This is a genomic window from Cupriavidus sp. UYPR2.512 (genome assembly GCF_000379565.1).
Lineage (GTDB): Bacteria > Pseudomonadota > Gammaproteobacteria > Burkholderiales > Burkholderiaceae > Cupriavidus.
The window spans coordinates 1-17,579 of sequence record NZ_KB903194.1 but is presented as its reverse complement, the minus strand read 5'-3'; the positions used below and the strand labels follow the sequence as shown (position 1 = coordinate 17,579).

20 protein-coding genes and 2 pseudogenes are annotated in these 17,579 nt (G+C 59.8%); 2 read left to right on the top strand and 20 right to left on the bottom strand.

Annotated features, from left to right (window positions below; all coding sequences use genetic code 11):
* Window positions 1–260, top strand: a pseudogene (locus A3A5_RS42620) (ISAzo13 family transposase); the annotation flags it as partial.
* Window positions 261–285: 25 nt separating this feature from the next.
* Here the strand turns inward: A3A5_RS42620 and A3A5_RS0134400 are convergent.
* The 15 genes from A3A5_RS0134400 to A3A5_RS0134325 form a co-directional block, all read right to left on the bottom strand.
* A complete protein-coding gene (locus A3A5_RS0134400) occupies window positions 286–594 on the bottom strand; it encodes a hypothetical protein (RefSeq protein WP_157637378.1) in 309 nt (102 codons plus the stop codon).
* Complete coding sequence (locus A3A5_RS0134395; RefSeq protein WP_026201420.1) at window positions 546–2,696, bottom strand: hypothetical protein; 2,151 nt, start codon at window positions 2,694–2,696, stop codon at window positions 546–548. The genes A3A5_RS0134400 and A3A5_RS0134395 overlap by 49 nt, the downstream gene beginning before the upstream one ends.
* A gap of 290 nt (window positions 2,697–2,986) precedes the next feature.
* Window positions 2,987–3,379: a hypothetical protein gene (locus tag A3A5_RS0134390; RefSeq protein ID WP_026201419.1), complete on the bottom strand. Its 393-nt coding sequence runs from the start codon at window positions 3,377–3,379 to the stop codon at window positions 2,987–2,989.
* A 185-nt stretch (window positions 3,380–3,564) separates the two neighbouring features.
* Window positions 3,565–3,834 carry a hypothetical protein gene (locus A3A5_RS0134385; RefSeq protein WP_018314969.1) on the bottom strand — a complete coding sequence of 90 codons (270 nt, stop codon included), beginning with the start codon at window positions 3,832–3,834 and terminating at the stop codon, window positions 3,565–3,567.
* A 22-nt stretch (window positions 3,835–3,856) separates the two neighbouring features.
* Entirely contained in the window at window positions 3,857–4,108 is a 252-nt protein-coding gene (locus A3A5_RS0134380) for a hypothetical protein (protein WP_018314968.1), read from the bottom strand.
* A 1-nt stretch (window position 4,109) separates the two neighbouring features.
* Window positions 4,110–4,457, bottom strand: coding sequence for a hypothetical protein (locus A3A5_RS0134375; protein WP_018314967.1), 348 nt, complete (start codon window positions 4,455–4,457; stop codon window positions 4,110–4,112).
* A gap of 446 nt (window positions 4,458–4,903) precedes the next feature.
* Complete coding sequence (locus A3A5_RS0134365) at window positions 4,904–5,128, bottom strand: hypothetical protein (protein ID WP_018314965.1); 225 nt, start codon at window positions 5,126–5,128, stop codon at window positions 4,904–4,906.
* A 134-nt stretch (window positions 5,129–5,262) separates the two neighbouring features.
* Complete coding sequence (locus A3A5_RS0134360; RefSeq protein WP_018314964.1) at window positions 5,263–5,547, bottom strand: hypothetical protein; 285 nt, start codon at window positions 5,545–5,547, stop codon at window positions 5,263–5,265.
* 143 nt (window positions 5,548–5,690) lie between these two features.
* Window positions 5,691–5,816, bottom strand: a complete 126-nt coding sequence (locus A3A5_RS45475; protein WP_018314963.1) for a hypothetical protein — start codon at window positions 5,814–5,816, stop codon at window positions 5,691–5,693.
* A 41-nt stretch (window positions 5,817–5,857) separates the two neighbouring features.
* Complete coding sequence (locus A3A5_RS0134350; RefSeq protein ID WP_018314962.1) at window positions 5,858–6,250, bottom strand: hypothetical protein; 393 nt, start codon at window positions 6,248–6,250, stop codon at window positions 5,858–5,860.
* Between the two features lie 467 nt (window positions 6,251–6,717).
* The gene (locus tag A3A5_RS39835; protein ID WP_018314961.1) at window positions 6,718–8,061 is read right to left on the bottom strand and encodes a metallophosphoesterase; all 1,344 of its coding nucleotides are present in this window, start codon (window positions 8,059–8,061) and stop codon (window positions 6,718–6,720) included.
* A gap of 126 nt (window positions 8,062–8,187) precedes the next feature.
* The gene (locus A3A5_RS0134340) at window positions 8,188–9,612 is read right to left on the bottom strand and encodes a hypothetical protein (RefSeq protein WP_018314960.1); all 1,425 of its coding nucleotides are present in this window, start codon (window positions 9,610–9,612) and stop codon (window positions 8,188–8,190) included.
* Between the two features lie 205 nt (window positions 9,613–9,817).
* Entirely contained in the window at window positions 9,818–10,711 is an 894-nt protein-coding gene (locus tag A3A5_RS0134335) for a hypothetical protein (RefSeq protein WP_018314959.1), read from the bottom strand.
* Between the two features lie 256 nt (window positions 10,712–10,967).
* Complete coding sequence (locus A3A5_RS0134330; RefSeq protein WP_018314958.1) at window positions 10,968–11,153, bottom strand: hypothetical protein; 186 nt, start codon at window positions 11,151–11,153, stop codon at window positions 10,968–10,970.
* A 128-nt stretch (window positions 11,154–11,281) separates the two neighbouring features.
* Entirely contained in the window at window positions 11,282–11,701 is a 420-nt protein-coding gene (locus A3A5_RS0134325) for a hypothetical protein (RefSeq protein ID WP_018314957.1), read from the bottom strand.
* 664 nt (window positions 11,702–12,365) lie between these two features.
* Here A3A5_RS0134325 and A3A5_RS0134320 point away from each other — a divergent pair.
* Entirely contained in the window at window positions 12,366–12,938 is a 573-nt protein-coding gene (locus A3A5_RS0134320) for a hypothetical protein (protein WP_018314956.1), read from the top strand.
* A gap of 232 nt (window positions 12,939–13,170) precedes the next feature.
* On the opposite strand, the gene A3A5_RS0134315 is transcribed toward A3A5_RS0134320, so the two are convergent.
* The 5 genes and pseudogenes from A3A5_RS0134315 to A3A5_RS39830 form a co-directional block, all read right to left on the bottom strand.
* The gene (locus A3A5_RS0134315) at window positions 13,171–13,611 is read right to left on the bottom strand and encodes a hypothetical protein (RefSeq protein ID WP_018314955.1); all 441 of its coding nucleotides are present in this window, start codon (window positions 13,609–13,611) and stop codon (window positions 13,171–13,173) included.
* A 69-nt stretch (window positions 13,612–13,680) separates the two neighbouring features.
* Entirely contained in the window at window positions 13,681–15,582 is a 1,902-nt protein-coding gene (locus A3A5_RS0134310; protein WP_018314954.1) for an ATP-dependent helicase, read from the bottom strand.
* The gene (locus tag A3A5_RS0134305; RefSeq protein ID WP_018314953.1) at window positions 15,579–16,463 is read right to left on the bottom strand and encodes a hypothetical protein; all 885 of its coding nucleotides are present in this window, start codon (window positions 16,461–16,463) and stop codon (window positions 15,579–15,581) included. Before A3A5_RS0134305 ends, A3A5_RS0134310 begins: the two co-directional genes overlap by 4 nt.
* A 96-nt stretch (window positions 16,464–16,559) precedes the next feature.
* Window positions 16,560–16,847, bottom strand: a complete 288-nt coding sequence (locus tag A3A5_RS43815; protein ID WP_157637377.1) for a hypothetical protein — start codon at window positions 16,845–16,847, stop codon at window positions 16,560–16,562.
* A 516-nt stretch (window positions 16,848–17,363) separates the two neighbouring features.
* Window positions 17,364–17,579, bottom strand: a pseudogene (locus tag A3A5_RS39830) (group II intron reverse transcriptase/maturase); the annotation flags it as partial.

Here is a 17,579-nt window from a genome sequence, read left to right as displayed (position 1 = left end):
ATAATCCGATCGAGCACCGCGTGTTTCCACACATTACGCGAGCCTGTGCTGGCGTAGTCTTCAGCAGCGTTAGTCTGGTTCGTGAACTGATCGAAAAAGCCTGCACAAAAACCGGACTGAAAGTTACTGCTGACATTCTTGACGGAGTCTATGAAGCCGGACGGACAGTCACTCGTTGCGTCCGTGCTTCACTGAACATCGAGTACGACTCAACCTTGCCTGCGTGGAACTACAGCATCCGCTCACGGAACGCCGCATAGCGGGAAGTTATTTCGAGCACGTTCCTTAGAGATCGGCTACGTTGATCACGTAGTCGGCCAACCCTTGTATTTCCTTTGTCTGAGTCACGAAATACTCTCGCGAGTACTTCCCGAGCTCGAGGACACGGCGCTTGAGAAGTATGAGCTGCCGCTTCTTCTCCTCATCCAGCAATCCGTCCGTTTCGTCCGAGAAGAGCGTATCGGAGTGAAACCGCGCAGCGCCGCTAAGGTAGAGAGCAACCGCGCGCATCAGACAGTCATTGACGTACACCGACTGTCCGCCGCTCAGTTTCTGAACCGGCTTTTCCATCCCATCTTCGACGTCGAGGACCATGATCTCGAAGCCTTCGCGCAAGGATCCGGAGCGCAGTTCGCGTTGCGTCTCGAAACGCACCGAAAACCGCCCGCCGTAGCAGACACCCAGCAGGTCGTTCGCGATCGCGGCGATACCGGGGCCGGCATCGTCAATCGAGAACGCCACCAGACCGTCCCTTCCGAGCGCTTGGGAGGCGAGCTCCCATGCTTCGACTTCCAGACGTGAGCCAGCGGCCCGAGTTCTGCAACCCCGGCCTCGGCCCTGCCAATGCGCTCGTGAACCTGAGCTTGGTTTGCTTGTAGCTGAGCAATCTCTGCCTTGCTGGCCAGCACTTGGGCTTCAGCTTGCGAAAGAGCCTTTAGGACCCCCTCACGAACCGTTGCGTCTGCGCCTACCGGCAGAGCCTGCAGCTTCTCCTCGTACCCGGTGACCGCTTGCTGCTGTGCCTGCTGGACCTTAGCGATCGCAGTGGTACAGGCGGCCATGGCCGCGTCGACATCTGCCGTGCTGGATTTCCGCGCGGCCTCGTGTCGCTCCAAGTCCGCCTTCTTGGCGGTCAGGAGTTTCACAACACCGGGGCGGGCCTTCTTGGCTTCGTCGACCAGTTGCGCTTGCGATGCGAGTGGAACCAGACGATCCAGGCTGCGGATCACTGCGTCCAGTTCCTCCCGGACTTGGGCGTCCTGAGCCTCCAGCGCGTCGAGCTTTGCGACCTGCACGCCGGCGGACTTCAGCTCGCTGTTGATGGCCGAGTACTGCGTACGCTGACTGGCCAAGTCCGTGGTGACCTTGGTCAGCTTGGCCCGTGCTTCTCGCGCGTCCTTCAGAAGTTCGCAGCTGGTGGCGAGTTCCATGCCTGAGCACGGCACTCGTTCAGCGAGCGCGGCAACGGTCGTCAGTTGCGTTACTCGCTCTCCAGTGGCTTGCCCCTCGGTCTTCACCCTCGCGAGGTCCGCAATTAGCACGCTGGCCTTCGTCCGATAAGGACGGAGGGTCACGACTTGCTGGCGAATGCCATCTAGACTGCCTGTCAAGGCTGTCCGCTTGGACTGCAGGGGCCCAACCTGGCCGGCCGCATCTCGAACCGATTTCTCTTCAGCGATCCGCTTGTCGACCGCCGTCAGCCGGGATTCGGCTTCCGCGATCTCCTGTCGGAGCGCCTTGATCGACCTGTCCGCTTCCGCATCGCGCTGCTTTAGGGCTGAGGTTTGCTTGGCTGCATGGTCCCGAAGCTCCGATAAACGCGCCGCGGTGCGGCGCTGCTCGGTTTCGATCAGTTCGCGCCACTGATTGCGCTGCTCGTTCACACGCTGGAGGCCGGCGGCTTCCATGTCGAGCTCCACGATCCGCTTTCGCAGATTCTGCACGTCCCGTTCTGCCTGGACGAGCGTGGCGGCCTTCGCCTGCGCCAAAGCGCCTAACTGCTGCACTTCAGCTCGGGCCGCATTGACCGCGGCGCGTAGTTCTGCGCCGTCACGGATTTGGGCCTGCACTTCCGCCAGCTTCTCACGAAGCAGGCTCGCCACTTCGGCGGCCGATGCGCTGTCGCGCAGCAGCTCGTCGTGGCCGAGCCAGGCGCTCAAAAGAGCCTTCACGTCGGCGTGCTCGTAGTCCCCCAGCATCTTGCGCCGGTGAGCCGCGAACTGCGTGGTGAAGAACACTTCCGGGCGGCCCAGGATCACCTCGATGCAGCGATCGTAGGTTGCGGCGCTACCGTCAGACGTGGTTCCGTCCGGCAGCACTACAGGGGCCCAGTCACCGCCATACCAACGGTGCAGAAAGGCCTGCTGGCTATTGGTCTTGCCGGTGGTCCGAAAGACCAGGTCCGAACGATAGCTGACGCCGTCGTGCGACCATTCCAGTTGCTTCTGTGCGAGGGGTTCGGCGATTTCGTCCCAATAGGAGAACGAGGAAGGCTTGAGGCCTTTACACCGCGACGGCATGAGCCGGTACGGATGCAGGTTGTCCAGGATGGTAGTTTTGCCCTGCCCGTTCTTCCCCACAAGCGCAACAAGCGTTGCCCATTCGGGAATGATCGAGAGGTCTAGCGTGATTTGGGATTTTCGGCAGCCGGAGACGATACCGGCAAACCCTTTCAGGAAAAGCTTCGAGGGCTTCATTTTCGATCTCCATGCCGCGAGGCGGCTATTCAGAAATCGGCGCTTGGCCGCGTCTCCGACGGGATCGACGCAGAACAATCACTCATGCCGAGGGCATGGGAAATCTGCTTCTGCGATTATTGCTTGGGGTTGCCGCCAACGCGGCCTTGCTTGGCGAACGATACACCAGGCGGCCTGAGGTTGCAACATGGCAAAGCCGGCTGAGCGAGAACCTGACGGTGCGAGTTGGCACTAGGAGGTTGGCAACGAAGGGGATGACCGGTGGTTAGCCGGTCATCCAATTACTATTCCTACTTCACCTTCCCTACGACATTGCTGCTGCTCGAGTTGGGATTGCATGACGGAGTTTCCCTCTTAATGGCCTCGTTACTGCCCTTGTTCTTGGTATCGGAGACAAGATGCCTTACCAGCTTCCAAAGTTGAATGAGAATGATGAGAAATTCACCAAACTCAAGCAGCCTCTGGACTTCGCCACTCACGTGCCATTTCTCCACCAGCCACATCAGCAAACCCAATGGAATCAATGGGACGATGATGAGACTGTGTCTGAAGAACTCCAGCCATGCTTCGGCTGCCAGGTTCTTCGTTTCCTGCCAAACACCCGATTTCTCGGGGCGGTTTGCGTGCCCAACATGGCGTGATGCTCCTGCTGGGCGGTTGTTTCTTGATGCTTTTCTCTTCATAGGCTTCTCCTTATTGCTCATTGCGAGCGGTTGAAAGGAGATAGGCCCCGAGGCCCGGACAGATCGATGGTCTGTCGAGGCCGCAGCGGACACCCGAAGGCGCCGCTGCAAGCGTTCATAAACAACCGAAAGTTACCTTCATGCACTGCAGTTGCGTTGGCCCGCCGCGGCGGCCCAGTTGTGGTTTAAGCGGCAGTCAGGTATATGGCTGTGTTCTCTCGCATCACCCGCTTGCCCATGGACAGGATCGCATCAGCGGATGTCTTGTAAGTCTGGCCCATGTAGTTCTGGCGAAGCAGCTTGGAGGCGCAGACAACACCTACGTTGAGCACCTGACCGTCCTCGGTTTGTAGACCAACAGCACGGGTCAGATTAGTCTTGCCGCAGCAGTCGCAATTCGGGATGTCCGTGGTTCCGAGAACCCTGTACTTCCCTCCTTTGCTTATACCCTTCATGTCTTTAGCCCCTGGCGTGTGGTTAGCAACCGTTGATGCGGGCGATTGTCTCGGCGTCTTCCCGGGCAATGCCGTATTCCATTTCGGGGTCAACCGTGACCCATGGCGGGCTACTGGCTAGCGGGTTGTGGACTTCGTCGCCGTCATGCACAAACAGCAGTTGCGGCAGGTCGTCATCATCGGACAGCGCGATATAGAACCGTTTGCCCGGGTACTTCGCATTGAAGCGCGTGAGGTCTTCGACCGTTGCGCCTTGCATCAGCTTCGTCAGCATTTCAACTCCCTTGTGCCGCCGAGGCGACATGATGTTGTTGCGGCAGCGGCGGCAGCACGCCCAAACGAAAAGATGTCGCTGGGTGGTTCTTGACAGCTTCTTTCACGGCCCGACGGGCTTCGCCGTGGTCCGTGTAGCGGACAGCCTTCTCGGGATCAGTAGCGACAGCCAGCACGCCGGGTTCGTCTTCGTCGCTTGGCTCGGTCAGCCAAGTTGGGGCCGGGCGATACACCTCGATCACGTAGTCCTGGCGCTCACCTTTGATCGCATCCGATACGCCGCGCGCAATGGAGCGAGCGACCATCGCTTGCTCTTCGACGTGCTTTGCGTTTTCGCGTTTCCTGTTCATGGTTCTCCTTCTTGCCGTAGAACGGCGGTTATTAAAGGAGATGGGCCTCATGGACCGGACAGACCGCATGCCTGTCGGGGCCGCCGCTGCTCCCAGTGGGCGACAGCGGCACGTGTTCACGAACAACCGAAAACTCTCGGCTGGCCCACCGCGGCGGGCGATATATCGCTAGGCGCTAACCAACTTCGCCACCGACAAAGTCTCCGCGGTCGGGGACAGCATCCAGGGGAAGCAATCAGCCCAGCCCCACTCATTCGAGTAGTGCACTTCGATCTTTTGGATGCACCAACTGTCCCTCTGGTCCAGCCGCATGACAGTGCAGAAGTCCGCCCTGGTCGGGCCAACGTCGAACCATCCTCCCTGGATAGTCCTGCTGACTTCTACCTTGTCACCGATCTCGTATTGGTAGCCCTCGCTGCCGTCTTGGTGTCTGTGGATGATCATGGTCAAAAATCCGTAGCCCACGAATGCGCTTCCTTCAGCTTCGAAAGCTGACGGTCCGTGACGCACTCGCAGCGGCCATCCTTCCACACGATGACGTTCTTGCTCCCGCACACGTCGACCAAACGGAAGTCTGCGGCACGCTTCTGTTCATCGACGGCGGTCGGTTTGTACTGACCCATCGGCTGCGCGTCCTTGATCTTGCGAACCGTTGTCTCGTTCCTGTTCATGCTGCTCCTTTTGCCGCATAGCGGCGTTTGAAAAGGAGACGGGCACGCGCCCGGACAGATCGAGGGTCTGTCGAGGCCGCCGCGGACACCCGACGGTGCCGCAGCATTGGATCACGAATGTGCCGAAAGTTACTTTAGTGCGCCGATATGGCCGTGTGCACGTCCGCGAAGTGTCCGTTAAGCCGGCCCTGCGGCGGACTATCCTGGTAGTCAATGCGCACGGTGCCGTAACTCCACCAGGTGCCGCGAGGGTCGAGGTCACAGGCTAGCTTCCGAACATCATCCACCTTCGCCAGTGCGGCTGCGTGGTTGTCGCGGAAGGGCCCGAGGAGGGGCACCCACTTCCTACCGGTTTCGTTCATGGCGCTCACGTAGTAGAGGCCAAGCTTCGTATCCGGCTGTTGATTTGCTTCGTTCATGATTCTCCTTTGTGCCACATAGCGGCTATCAAAAAGGAGACAAGGCGCACAGGCCCGGACAGAACTCTACCTGTCGAGGCCGCCGCAGGCACCCTGAGGGTACCGCGGCGATTGTGCCCACCGTCGCAGTGGGCGGGTTACAATTAGGCTGTCTTGCGCAGTTCGTTCAGTTCGCGCTGCACGCGCTCTGCTTCACTGCGCGGCGCCACGATCCATCCGGCGCGATAACCGTTCAGCCAGCTTTCGCGTGCTGCAATCTCCTTGTCCATGCTCTATCTCCATGCATGTGGACTGCCGTAGCGGCCAGTCGTTACTGGATGCTGCGGCCGTTGCTTAGGATCGCCGAACTGATCGTCTGATCCAGGATGTCCTGGAGCGCTCGGTAGATCGACTTTCGTAGCTGCGGATCGGTCGGCACTTCATGCCTGTCCAGCGCTGCCTTCCATTCGATGTGTTTCCTAACGGAAATCTTGGCTTCAGCAACGCGATTGCGCAGATCGGGCGACACGTCGTAGATCAACTTGGCATCGTCGGCCGAATCGGTTTGGAAGATGCTCCCGCAACCGTTGGCCTGCTGGATCTCGTCGAAAGCGGCGTGTCCTTGCTCGGCAGTCATGAACGAATGCTCTGCGCGGCCGTCCACTGCATGAACCAAGATGCAGCTTTTGATGCCGGCGGGGATCGGCTTGTTGATTGCGTTCATAGATTCTCCTTTTGTGCCTCATGACGGGGCGTTGAAAAGGAGTCAGTGCAGTGCACCCAACCGAGGAAGGTACTGCCCTGGTTGAACTTCTGCTTTTGGAGATTGCCAATTTAACGGCTAAAGGGACTTTACCAGAAACTCCTGCGGGGGAGCGGAAACATCGACCAATGCCCCTCGTTCAGAGGCGGTGGCACGATGTTCCAGTGTCGCTTCGTTCACGCTGCTGGTACGGACTCGCTCAAGAGGCGTTCCCACGCCCCGGTGAAGCTTGCTGCCTCGATTCCTTGCCAGGACGCGGGCGAACCTCGTTGATCGCACGGATCACCCGCGGATTCGCGCCACCCTCCGGCGAGAACCCACAGTCCCACGTGGCGCCCGGCTCGAACGCATGCTCTTCCGAGTTGCCATCGTCTGCGTCTCCCTGATACGGAGTGTGCGCAGCAATGCGCGTCGCCTTCGCCGGTACGCTATTGAGCAAGACCGGCGCCACCAGCGATTCCAAGCTCTGGGCCCTCGAAGCGGTCCAAGGCATGGCCATCATCATCACGACGCTCACGAGAAACACGTTGCGCTTCATTAATGATCTCCTTGATGAGGTTTGCTGCGATCGATTTGGCGTCGCGAGTTGCGAGCTGCTGCACTCGACCGACGACGCTTGCGGCTTCGTTCTCTGTTGACTCACACCACTTTTCCACCTTCTCTGCCAACGTCGGCAACGTCGATATCCCGCTGCAGCGTTGCCGCTGGGAGACGAGCAACTTCGGTTCGATTCGAACCTCCGCCGCTTCCGCGAGAACCTGCTCGATCGCTTGTTTGTCCACTGTGGCCGCCAGCTCGGCATCAACCGAATAGCGAACACGGACAAAAGACCCAACACATGAGGCGGACTGCTGTTCGAGCCAGTCCATGTCGGGTTTGCCATCGAAAAGGAAGTCGACCATCACGCGTGCCGGTGTTTCGTGGAACTCGAAGTCGCAGCTGCGGGGCCCAATGCTCCAGATAAGGAATCCCTTCTTCCCTTCCTCGCCGTAGTGAAAGCGACCGATCGACCCTGGATACGCAACACGTTGCGTGAAGCGTTCGATTTCCCGTTCCCACGACTGATGCCGATGGATGTGCCCTAGCATCGTGGCCGTCGACTGTGCGGCGTACAGCCCGCCCAACGAGAACTCGTGGTCCTTTCCTGCCATGGGAACCCCGTGCTCGGTCAACGAACCACTTACCGTGCCGTGGCCCACCGTTATGGTCGGAACGCCGGCGGCTCGTGCTGCGAGGTTCTGCGGTGCGAAGACGCCTTGCATCAGGCCGGCCAGCACATCGCCCATGGCTTGCGCCACGTGCTCCACACCCACCGACGAGACCAGATCCGACTTGTTGACCGTCGGCACGCAGGAAACCAACAGCCGCACGCCATCGAGGGAGTCCCCCGGTGCTGCGAAGCGCCATTGCGTGCCCATCAGTGCCACTTGTCCGATCTTGTCGACGGTCTCCACGGGATACTTGCCACCCGCGAAGCGGTAGATGGCTAGCATGCCAGGGTAGTCGTGCAGGAACGTGCCTTGCAGGATCAGTACCGGGCAATGATCCGCCAGGCGCCTGATCTCCTGCATCAGTTTATGAAGCGCCGCGGAGTGGGCGTCCTGCTTATGGTCCGTCAAATCGCCGGAGATGATGGCGACGTCGACACCTTCGCTGATCGCCACACTAACTGCGTGGTGAAAGCACCCGCCTGCTTCGAGCAAATTACCGATCGAGAAATGCAGATCGCTGAAATGCGCGACCTTGATCCTCCTCGCCTCCTCCTTTTTCATGGGTAACTCCTTTTGCCACTACGTGGCGATATGAAAGGAGTACGACAGCTTCCCGATGCCACCGGATCAGGGGCATCGGGAAGCCTCCCCGAAGGGAGGTTGCCCGCGGCCGAGGCCGCATTCGCTTTAACCGTGTTCAGCCTGCTGCATTTGGCCGCACGCGGCTTTCATGGCAGCAATACCGGCTTTTTCACCGTTGGCGAAGAGTTGCTGGGTGCTCGAGATGAGGTCGCGCATTTTCTGGAAATTGCGTTCCCAGTTGCCAAACCCCGCACTGGCGTACTGCGCGAACAGAACCGGAGGAATCCGGTAGTCCGCAGCCAGCAGGCGAGCTTCGAGATACACATCAGCGTTTTCCCCGTAGCGGGCCAATTGCGTGATGCCCTCAAGCGCCTTTGTGAGCAGATCTTCCTTCCTATCCCAGCCGTGGCCGTACTTGTGGTCGAGGTAACGAAGGGCGAATGCCTTGTTGCAGCCCCCGGAACGGAAGGCCTCTTCAAGCGCAGCGCGAAGCTGCGTTGCTCGCTCTCCCTCACTCGGCACCTCTTCGGCGTCCAGCACTTCCGTTGCCGGTACCGGACCTGCGCCAGTATCGGCCTGCCCCACTGGAGCCTGTGCGAGCCACGCCACAGGAGCGACGTTCTCTACCGGGTTGCGCCCGATCTGCAGCATCGAAGCAATGTCGATGGCAGGCACAATCCGCGGTACCCACTGGAGGCCAGTCTTCCGCTTGCCGTCGCTATCGAAGTAGGTCCGCTCCTCCTGGACCTTGGTGATCCAGAAGACAGGCTTTCCCGGTTCCTTCGGATTGAAGGTCGGGATGTGCCCCAGCGTGCTGCGGATCTGATCGAGGGTCGACCAGATGTTTTCCGCGGCGTACTCCGAGCTGGTTTCCATTTCAACGATGCCAAGGCCGACCACGCCCGGGATGTAGAACTTCAGTTGCCCCCGGAACTGGCAGAGACCGGCCTGAAATTCCTTGCAAACCCGCGGCTCGCACAAGCCTCGAACCTCCCAATCTCGCGGAGGAAGACGCTTGACGCCAGCCTTGCGTTGCTCGACTACTTTGTCCGCAGCGAGCCCAGGTAAGCGCTCGCAGACACGTTCCCCACGCTCATTGAATGCCGAGTGGTAACGATCGTCGCCCTTGTGACTCTCAAAGCGATGCGGAAAGAAGTCGAAGAGCTCGTTGGAATGGAAGAACACGGGGAACTGGCGAAGCTCGCGCTTGCCGTCAACGTCCTCACCGTAAAGCTCCAGGATTGCCTTGGGAAGCACCGGCATTACGAAGTCATCAACCGAGAGGTGGAATGCCTGAGTGTTGACCGGATACATGGGATTGCGGATACCCGTCTTGGCGACGATCTCCTTCTCTATCATTGACGCGCGACGCCGCTCAGCAAGGCCGTCCTGGTAGATCTGAACTGCAGTTGCATTTTCCTGCGCGGTGCGGTTCAAGACCTTGGTGCCGCAGCGGATCTTTCCGGATGCACGCGGCCCACCATAGTTGGTGGTCGTGCGCTCGGATAGAATCGATTTCGTCGGTTTCATGGTTTCTGCCTTCCCGGATGTGCATCCGTTCAGTTATCGATGGCAAAGTGCCTTTTCGATCCTCATGCCAGTACTGGCGATGTTAGGAAGGCGTGCGCAGCGCGCACGGCAATGCACCAGAGCATTGCCGTACAGCCGCAGTTGCTGTGAATGTCGGTGCCCGATTGGGGGGCAGCAGGCTGCTGCCTGCCGCTCCCCAACACGATTACGCGAGACCCCAGACGCCCCGTTCTTCCGAAGTGAAGTCAGGATAGATCTGGAGGGTTTGGCGGATCTTCTCGCGCCAGTTGCTGTTGGTATTGACGCGATCTGTCGAGGTCGAAACGGCTTCGTAGATCTTCGCGAGTGGCGCTGCGCCACCCAGCTGCATCAAGACCGAACGCACGATGTTTCGCCACGTTCCCTGCAGCCTCTTCTGCGCCTGGCTGGCCATCGCTCCCAGCACTGCGAGGACCGTTCCCGTCTTGCGGCGGAAAAGCACGATGTACTCGTGCGCAATGAACGGTAAATCCATCTTGCCGTAGGTCTGAAACGAACTCATCGCGTTGTGCTGCGACTTGATGAGAACGCCGGCCAATTCCTGCGCCGGCAGCCTGGCGATGATCTCTGCCTGGTACGAGGTGTACACCCCGTTGCGGCGCCAGTCCCCGATGATGCAGCCATAGTATCCCCCAGGGATAGTCGCCTCGCGCTGGTTTAGCATCGCGAGGTGCATCTTGCGGTGGAAGTCCTCGTCGTCAACGCAGCGTGAAAGGTCATCCGGATGGGCCTCATTGCCCCAGACTTCGCCGGAGTACCGGATCATGCCATGGTACGGCGGATGCGACAGGACGAGACTTCCGGGCTCCCCTGTTGCCTCCAGAATGGAATCACGCAGGATGTTGAAGCCGTTGTGCAGATCCAGGCCGTAGGCGGTGATGCCCATCTCCTTGGCAACTTCGATGCTGGTGCCAGAACCCATCATCGGATCGATGAACACCGGGCGCTCTTGGCGGGCGAGGATTTGCTCGAACAGTTGTCGGTAGACGTGGCCACTGCAATTGCCGCGCCATTTTGCGCTGCCCCACGGACCACGATCCGGGAAGGACATGATGCTCATAATTGATCTCCAGTTTATGCCATTGCTGGCGTGAAAAACCGGAGTGCCGTTGGCACTGGCATGCGAGACGCATGGCAGTGCGCTTGCGCTGTTGAAGCGCCGCTTGAAGGATTTTGGCCAGGGGTACTGGAACCGAGGAGCGCGTATGCGCGAATTCTTGCGAGATGCCATCGGCGGCTGCGCAAGCAAGAGTAAGGTAGGGGTACAGCAAGCAACATCCCAAGGGATGCTGCCGCTGCACGGGTCGCAATTGACGCTACTTGGCGATCCGCTGTTCGGCCCAGCTCGCGACGCGATACGTAGTTCGGTTGAGCGAGGCGAGTCCGCGGAAGGTCACCCGAAGTGCTGCGACCGCGAGAAGGCCCGCAGCTATGGGCAAGTTCAGAATCCCGAGCGTGGGGTGAATCCACTTCGAACGGGAATGATGTCGTTGCTGGTTCATGGTGATCTCCTGTTGCCGTTGCGGCGCGTGAAATCGGAGATGCTCTTCTGGCACAGCGTGCCTGGCGCGGGTGTAACACCCGAGGCAGGAAGCCCGTCGCCCCGTTAGGGGCGTACGGTCTGTTTCGGTTAGCGAAGACTGCGCGAGCCTTGCTTCACGTATGCCGTGAACATTGCGCCCGCCAAGCTGGCGACACACGCCACCGGCGTGACGGCGAAGGCAATGAACAAGCCCCACCCTTTAAGCACACCACCGATCATGATCGAATGACCCGACAGTCCGTCGGACATCATCTGGAACATGGTCAAGTTCGCGGACTTCACAGTCGCAAAGTAGCCATCCAGTGCTGCCTGACCGCCGATCTGGTAGAGCTCAGCGTAGCCGTGGGTTGACTGAGCATATCCGCCGAGCCACAGCATGATCCCGATCGACCAGATGGCCGCAAACGGAATCCACAGGCCGTTGCTGAAGGCGCTTCCAGCAGAAGCGACGGCAGCGATGGCGCGATCGAAGGTCGACGGAGCGGCGTAGATCGATTTCACATTCATGATTAACTCTCCATTGCCGTATCGGCGTTTGAAAACTTGGAGAGCGGACCTGGCCGCGGAGCGCGACCTGCCCTTTCCGGACAAGATGTCGGGGAAGGGCTCCGTTTCTTTACTGAGGGGGAAGTGGGAAGACCCAAAAGGAGCCTTCCCTGATCGCGAGTGACATTGCGACCGGCGCGATCAGAATCACGCAGGTCCAATCTCTGGCGTACCGGGCGGATATCCGGACCGAGGTCGCAAACAGCGGCGACGGGGCGAGAGACGCGGATTCAGATTACTGTTGATGATTTTCCAGTCGTGCCAAGAAGGCGCGATAAATCTGGAACGGCGCTGGTTCAGCCATTTGTGCAACCCCTAGATTGCAGAAATCGCCGAAGCGCGTGAGGGTCTGCCTGTGCTGCCGCCAGTGCGGCAAAACCTATTCTACGTACAGGCCCTCCTTCTTGCAAACATAAATTCTTGGAGGGGACGTCCGGCTAAGCGCTGTCGCGACGTATCGGGCGTTGGCCTGTCCCGATAAGGGACTGCCGGAAGCGCAGATTGCGAAAAATTGCCCGATAGCGCAAACATTTGACCTGTCTTCCCAAACCCTCGCGGGGAGAATCCGAAAAGAACCTTTGGGCGCGCGCCGCGTGCAGCAAGCTCACAATATGGACAACCAGCCTTGAATACCGTCGATCAGTCCCAGCTAGAGGATTCCTGGGCCGACCTGCCCTTGACGATCCCCAAGAACCTTGCGCGTATCGAGGAGATCCGCACGAACGTCATGTCTCGCACGGAGATGCGGGTCCACTCCCCGCTCATTCGGCGCTGGGTTGACCGTGAGTTCTACTTCGTGTCGGAGCGCCTGTTCATTCTCAGCCGCGGGTTGAAGACGCGCGAAGCAACGGCCAAGGCCATGCCAGGCCTGATCAAGGACCTCAAGTTTGCGTCAGTGGGCCTGCAGGTAGACGCCGTGGCGTATGAGGGCGAGCTGAACGAAGCCATCTCCCGCAAGACGAGGTTTGAACTTATCCTCGTTATGCCGATGCTGTCCACCCTATACAGGGAACTGCAGCGGGCCGACTTGGCCATCGCCCAGTTGTACATGTCCGAGTACAACAAGTCGATCACGTACGAGCAGCGAGAGGCCATACTGCAGCCGCTTCACCTGGCGCTGGTGGCCATCAAGCAGCACGCGATGGGGTATGTACCGAAGACGATGGCTGAACTTGCTGAAGAGCTCCAGATCAGCTGATTCGGGTACTTCAAGAAGAAAGGCCTGCCAATCGAACTGGCGGGCCTTTTTCATGAGTGCCGAGGGCACGGTGACCAGATGTCCGCGCATCGGCCCGCTAACAGATCACGAAAATTCCAAGGACGACGTATGCTAGGACGAGACAAGCGGCGTAGCGCCTTATCCTTCCCGAGACCATCGAAAGAAGCCGGGCGGTCTGCCCCGCCCGGCCCAATCTCCACTTGCCTGGTCGCTAGCCTAAGATCCGCTTGAAGAGCAGCACCAGGGATGAACCTAGCCCCAAGTCCCCGCGCGATTTCGCACCCCCATACGCTTGTGCCGCGATTTCTGGCGTAATCCTAAGCTTGGCGCCCGAATCCACGTAGTGACTTCTATCGGCATCGCGGGGTTGAACGTCCGGCGGGAACGCGCCCATCGAGAGCCCTGCACGTTTAAACACACCCGCCGCGGCCTCGATGTCGTGGTCAATCGTCTGACCGATCGTATTCGCGAGAGTCGGATCCTCCAACTGCCTTGCCACGTCGGCAGGCACGTTGTGCAGGGCGTCAGCCAGGTCATGGATCGCGCCCATTGTCGCCGGCGTGACAGGTGCCATTGCCAGAACCCGAATCTCGACGAGTGCTGCGTGCGCGATTCTCAGTGCCTGCAACTGCTTCTCGGTCAGTTGGACCATCTACCGCTCCTTTCGCTACTTGTCAATTGGACCATCTACCGCTCCATTCGCTACTTGATGGCAGCCTAGTCAGGCACCCGGGAGGCTGCCGTTCGCGTCCTCCTGGCTCACGATCCGCTCGATACCGCTTTCCTTGAGGAAGGCGCTTGGGGGCTTAGTGCCGCTGGTGGAGAGCATCAGATCCTTGCGGGCACGCGTCATCGCCACGAACATCAAGCGGCGCTCTTCTTCAAGAGAGCCGTCTTTCGATGGGAAGACCTCGTCTTCCGCCCCGAGAACCCAGACGTAGTCGAATTCGAGGCCCTTCGAACCGTGAGCGGTCATCAGTTCAACGACCTTCGGTGCATCTGGGCCTTCAGGCTTCTTCTCATCGCGCTTGCTCTGGGCAATCTTGATGGCTGTCAGGCGGTCTTGCACGGTCTGGGCCATGATCCCCCGTTCCGGGTCGGCCCGGCGCGGCATGAACATGTCACGCGCGATCTGGAAGACGTTCTCGCTACGCTTGTCGGGTGCATAGCTGGTCAGCCACTCGCACACGCCGTACACGAGCAGCGTGTCAGCGCCGGCCGCCAGCGACGATTGCCAGCCCGTGAAACGCTTGACGAACTCCCGCCACTTCTCTTTGACGGAGTCCTCGATATTCGCCCGAGCGAAGTCTTCCGCCTGGCCGAGCAGAAATGTCCCGCGGAAGAGTTTCTCCAGCTTGACGATGTTCTGCTCGTCGACGCGACACCAGGACAGCAGCTGGTCAATGACTTTCTTCTCTGGTTTCACGATCCCCTGAATGGCGGCGCAGAAGATCATGACCTCGACGGTATGCAGGATCGATTCGCCCGGCGGCCGACGGTAAGGAATGCCAAGAGACTGTAGCCGGCCCTCAACCTCATTCAGCCGACGATTATTGCGGGCGAAGATCGCGCACGGCTGGTCGCTCGTGCTGAGTTTGAGTGCTTCGCCGGCGTAAAGTGCGGCCGCGCGGGCTTCATCCTCCTGCGTCTTGAATGTCTTCCACGCCGTTTTGCCGCCGGCGCCTTTCATAGCGACAAGGTTCTTGTCGACCCGGTCCAGGTTGTTGTTGATGACCTTCGTTGCCGCGCCAACGATTTCAGCGTGACTGCGGTAGTTGTTACCGAGCATCAGTCGTTCGGCGTTGAAACTGCGCTCGAACATCAGCATGCCCTCATAGCCGAGCGCGTTGCGGAAGCCGTAGATCGACTGGTCGTCGTCGCCGACTCCAGTCAGAATGACGTTTGCGCGGTAGTGCGCTGTCGCCATGTCGAACTGCGGCTTGTCGGTGTCCTGGTACTCGTCAATGAACAGCCGGGTTACATTGAGTGGCGGCACTGCGCCGGACTCGAGCCCATCGTTCGTCTTGAGCAGGATGTCCTGGAAGTCGATGACCTTTTGCCGATTCATGATATCGGTGTAGATCTGGGTCATCTGCTCGTGCCGCAACTCCGTCGCAGACGTGCCGCCCTTCACCTGTTCAATGATGCGGCTCGCGTCCTCAAGAGTGATGTCGTCGATGGAGAGCTCGGCGAGCGCCCGCTGGATATAGCTCCGGCGCAGCCCTTCCTTGACGATCTTCCACTTGGTCTTCCCGAACGGCCAGGGCCGGCCCGCGATGATGTCGCGTCCGAACACCATCTCCCGGCCATTGTTAATGCCCAGTTCCGGGAACGACATGAGGTTCATCACCGAGTGAAACGTCCCGACAAGGAGCCGGGATGCGGCTTCTTTGCCTGCGAGCGCGATGGTACGGGCGCGAAGTTCGAGCGCGGCCTCTCGGGTGAAGGTGACCGCGGCGATCCGCTCGGAGGGGTCCTGCAGCGTTGCCGCGATCTTGCGCGAAATGGTATTGGTCTTGCCAGATCCAGGGCCCGCGATGACGAGACAGTTGCCCTGGCAGTTTGCCACGGCCATCTGCTCGTCGTTCAGGGGCGCGAGAATTCGCGCAATCGTGTCGCTCATGCCGCCACGGGTTCTTCAGCGGCGGCGGTGGCCTTGGCCTTAGCCGGCGCCCTTTCCTTTTCGCCCGCGCGGCGGCGCAGCGACTGGTTCACGTGCGACGCGAAGCCGTAGACCTTGCCGAGTGCCTGCTTGGCCAGCAGCTGGCGCTTGCCAGTCTCGCCGTCGCCGATGAGTTCGTTCCATTCGAGGCTGGCCATTTGCTCGAGCGACTGGTCGTACTTCATCACGCCCTTCAGCATTTTGATGCCCAGGCGGGAGCGGAACAGGCCCTTCATGTCGACCGCGGGCGAGAGCACTTCGGGATTGATCCACGGCATGCCTTCCGACTCGACCTGGAGTTTGCCCTCCGTCACCAACATCGCGACGCGGCCCAGTTCACTGTCTGCATCGGCATAGAACTCGTCGATCAGGGTGCGCAATTGGGTCTCGACATCCTGCCACTTGCTGCCGAGCACCATCTCGCCGTAGCGCTGAAGGTTGTGGGCGCAGTAGTCGATCGCACCAAGGTAGCGCTCCAGGGCCGAGCCGACGACGCGGTCCTTCACCACGATCTGCTGGGTAGCCATCGCGATGCCAGCTTCCGTGGTCGTAAGTGCCTTACGGCCCTTCTCGCGCTGACTGGCCGCCTTCTTCATCAGGCGGGCTCGCGTTGCTTGCGGATCGGTGTCTTCGGCGGGAGCCGGAGATTGCTTTCGACCGGCCTGGCCACCCTCACCCTTTGACATCTCAGCTGCTGCATCCAGGTCGCGAAGGGCGGCGTCCGCTTCGAGCTCTTCGAGCGATTTGGGCAGCAGAGCCGAGTCGCCTACGTTGTCGAGACCGCCGAGCCCGGTGGCCACAATCTTGCTGATACTGCCCGGCTCGATATTGTCGGCGCTCATACTAACCTCAGTCTGTTGGAAGTCCTGATAGCTTCTCGCCGACGGTAATGTAACCGGGTGGAAATGCTAGCCCGTGTGCATCTATATTCGATAACCCTAACCACCTGGAGCGACCGAGGGCGGAATTGCTTCGAGCTGGATATCGATCAGGTCCACGTCTCCGGCGTAGGCCTGCGACGTGGGGTGCAGCGGCCGCAAGCCATTCCGCATGTCAGCAATCAGCTCCGACGATGGTGCTTTAGCCCAGCGCACCGCGAAACGGAAAGTGGCGCGACGGCGTGTTGTGTCGATGATGTTACCGAGGCAGCGTAGTTCGAGGGGTCGATTTTTGTGACGGAAGCCGAGGGCAACTACCATCTCTTTTACGACGGATTCAGGTTTCACGAGGGTTTGCACAGAATCAAGGCCAGGTGGTATCACTGTAGCGGCTGGCGGACCGTGTGGATGAATGAATGCCGGACATGGTTGGCCGGGTACGATCGGACAAGGGTGTTCGGACCGGACGCGACCGTACTCGCATCCAGTTGTCTCGACAGGCATTTTTCATTCTCGCCGCATAGAAAATGCTCTATGCCGCCGGTTTATGAATGCCCCGAATCGAATATCACCGCGGGGTGGCTGGCATTTGCCCCAGGTCGGCCCTTGTGTGTCTTTACCCTCCCGGGATGCGTCACGAGCATCCCTTCCGGGTTCATCACCCGATATTCATCTTCGTCTGCCTGTTCGCCTGCGGGATGCTTTGCGCCCTCCCGCCGTACTCTGCGGCCGGGTACATCCTCTTGCCTACCGCTCTGTGGTGTCTGCGAGGTCAGGGGTCGGGTAGCAGCGACGCATTACTGCGCCGCCGCCCCCTCAGAACCGGACGTGCAGGTCGCCCCGCATCCGGCTCAAGCCATTCCTTCAGCGCCACTGGGTGGCACCGGACAGCCCGGCGGAACGTTTCGCGGTTCGACGGCGGGCAAGGTAGATGTCCCATGCCGGATCAAACGGATTAGCCAGTCCCCGGATTTTGACGTGGCGCTGGATGGCGGCCGTCGCTGCGCGGAAGAGTTGCAGGCCGCAGGTGTCATCCTCGGTCGAACCCTTCGTTGCAAAATCCCAGGACCGATGTCCGTC

Coding starts and splice junctions, on each gene's coding strand:
- A3A5_RS0134400 (WP_157637378.1), bottom strand. CDS start 594: ATGGTCCTCGACGTCGAAGATGGGATGGAAAAGCCGGTTCAGAAACTG.
- A3A5_RS0134395 (WP_026201420.1), bottom strand. CDS start 2,696: ATGAAGCCCTCGAAGCTTTTCCTGAAAGGGTTTGCCGGTATCGTCTCC.
- A3A5_RS0134390 (WP_026201419.1), bottom strand. CDS start 3,379: ATGAAGAGAAAAGCATCAAGAAACAACCGCCCAGCAGGAGCATCACGC.
- A3A5_RS0134385 (WP_018314969.1), bottom strand. CDS start 3,834: ATGAAGGGTATAAGCAAAGGAGGGAAGTACAGGGTTCTCGGAACCACG.
- A3A5_RS0134380 (WP_018314968.1), bottom strand. CDS start 4,108: ATGCTGACGAAGCTGATGCAAGGCGCAACGGTCGAAGACCTCACGCGC.
- A3A5_RS0134375 (WP_018314967.1), bottom strand. CDS start 4,457: ATGAACAGGAAACGCGAAAACGCAAAGCACGTCGAAGAGCAAGCGATG.
- A3A5_RS0134365 (WP_018314965.1), bottom strand. CDS start 5,128: ATGAACAGGAACGAGACAACGGTTCGCAAGATCAAGGACGCGCAGCCG.
- A3A5_RS0134360 (WP_018314964.1), bottom strand. CDS start 5,547: ATGAACGAAGCAAATCAACAGCCGGATACGAAGCTTGGCCTCTACTAC.
- A3A5_RS45475 (WP_018314963.1), bottom strand. CDS start 5,816: ATGGACAAGGAGATTGCAGCACGCGAAAGCTGGCTGAACGGTTATCGC.
- A3A5_RS0134350 (WP_018314962.1), bottom strand. CDS start 6,250: ATGAACGCAATCAACAAGCCGATCCCCGCCGGCATCAAAAGCTGCATC.
- A3A5_RS39835 (WP_018314961.1), bottom strand. CDS start 8,061: ATGAAAAAGGAGGAGGCGAGGAGGATCAAGGTCGCGCATTTCAGCGAT.
- A3A5_RS0134340 (WP_018314960.1), bottom strand. CDS start 9,612: ATGAAACCGACGAAATCGATTCTATCCGAGCGCACGACCACCAACTAT.
- A3A5_RS0134335 (WP_018314959.1), bottom strand. CDS start 10,711: ATGAGCATCATGTCCTTCCCGGATCGTGGTCCGTGGGGCAGCGCAAAA.
- A3A5_RS0134330 (WP_018314958.1), bottom strand. CDS start 11,153: ATGAACCAGCAACGACATCATTCCCGTTCGAAGTGGATTCACCCCACG.
- A3A5_RS0134325 (WP_018314957.1), bottom strand. CDS start 11,701: ATGAATGTGAAATCGATCTACGCCGCTCCGTCGACCTTCGATCGCGCC.
- A3A5_RS0134315 (WP_018314955.1), bottom strand. CDS start 13,611: ATGGTCCAACTGACCGAGAAGCAGTTGCAGGCACTGAGAATCGCGCAC.
- A3A5_RS0134310 (WP_018314954.1), bottom strand. CDS start 15,582: ATGAGCGACACGATTGCGCGAATTCTCGCGCCCCTGAACGACGAGCAG.
- A3A5_RS0134305 (WP_018314953.1), bottom strand. CDS start 16,463: ATGAGCGCCGACAATATCGAGCCGGGCAGTATCAGCAAGATTGTGGCC.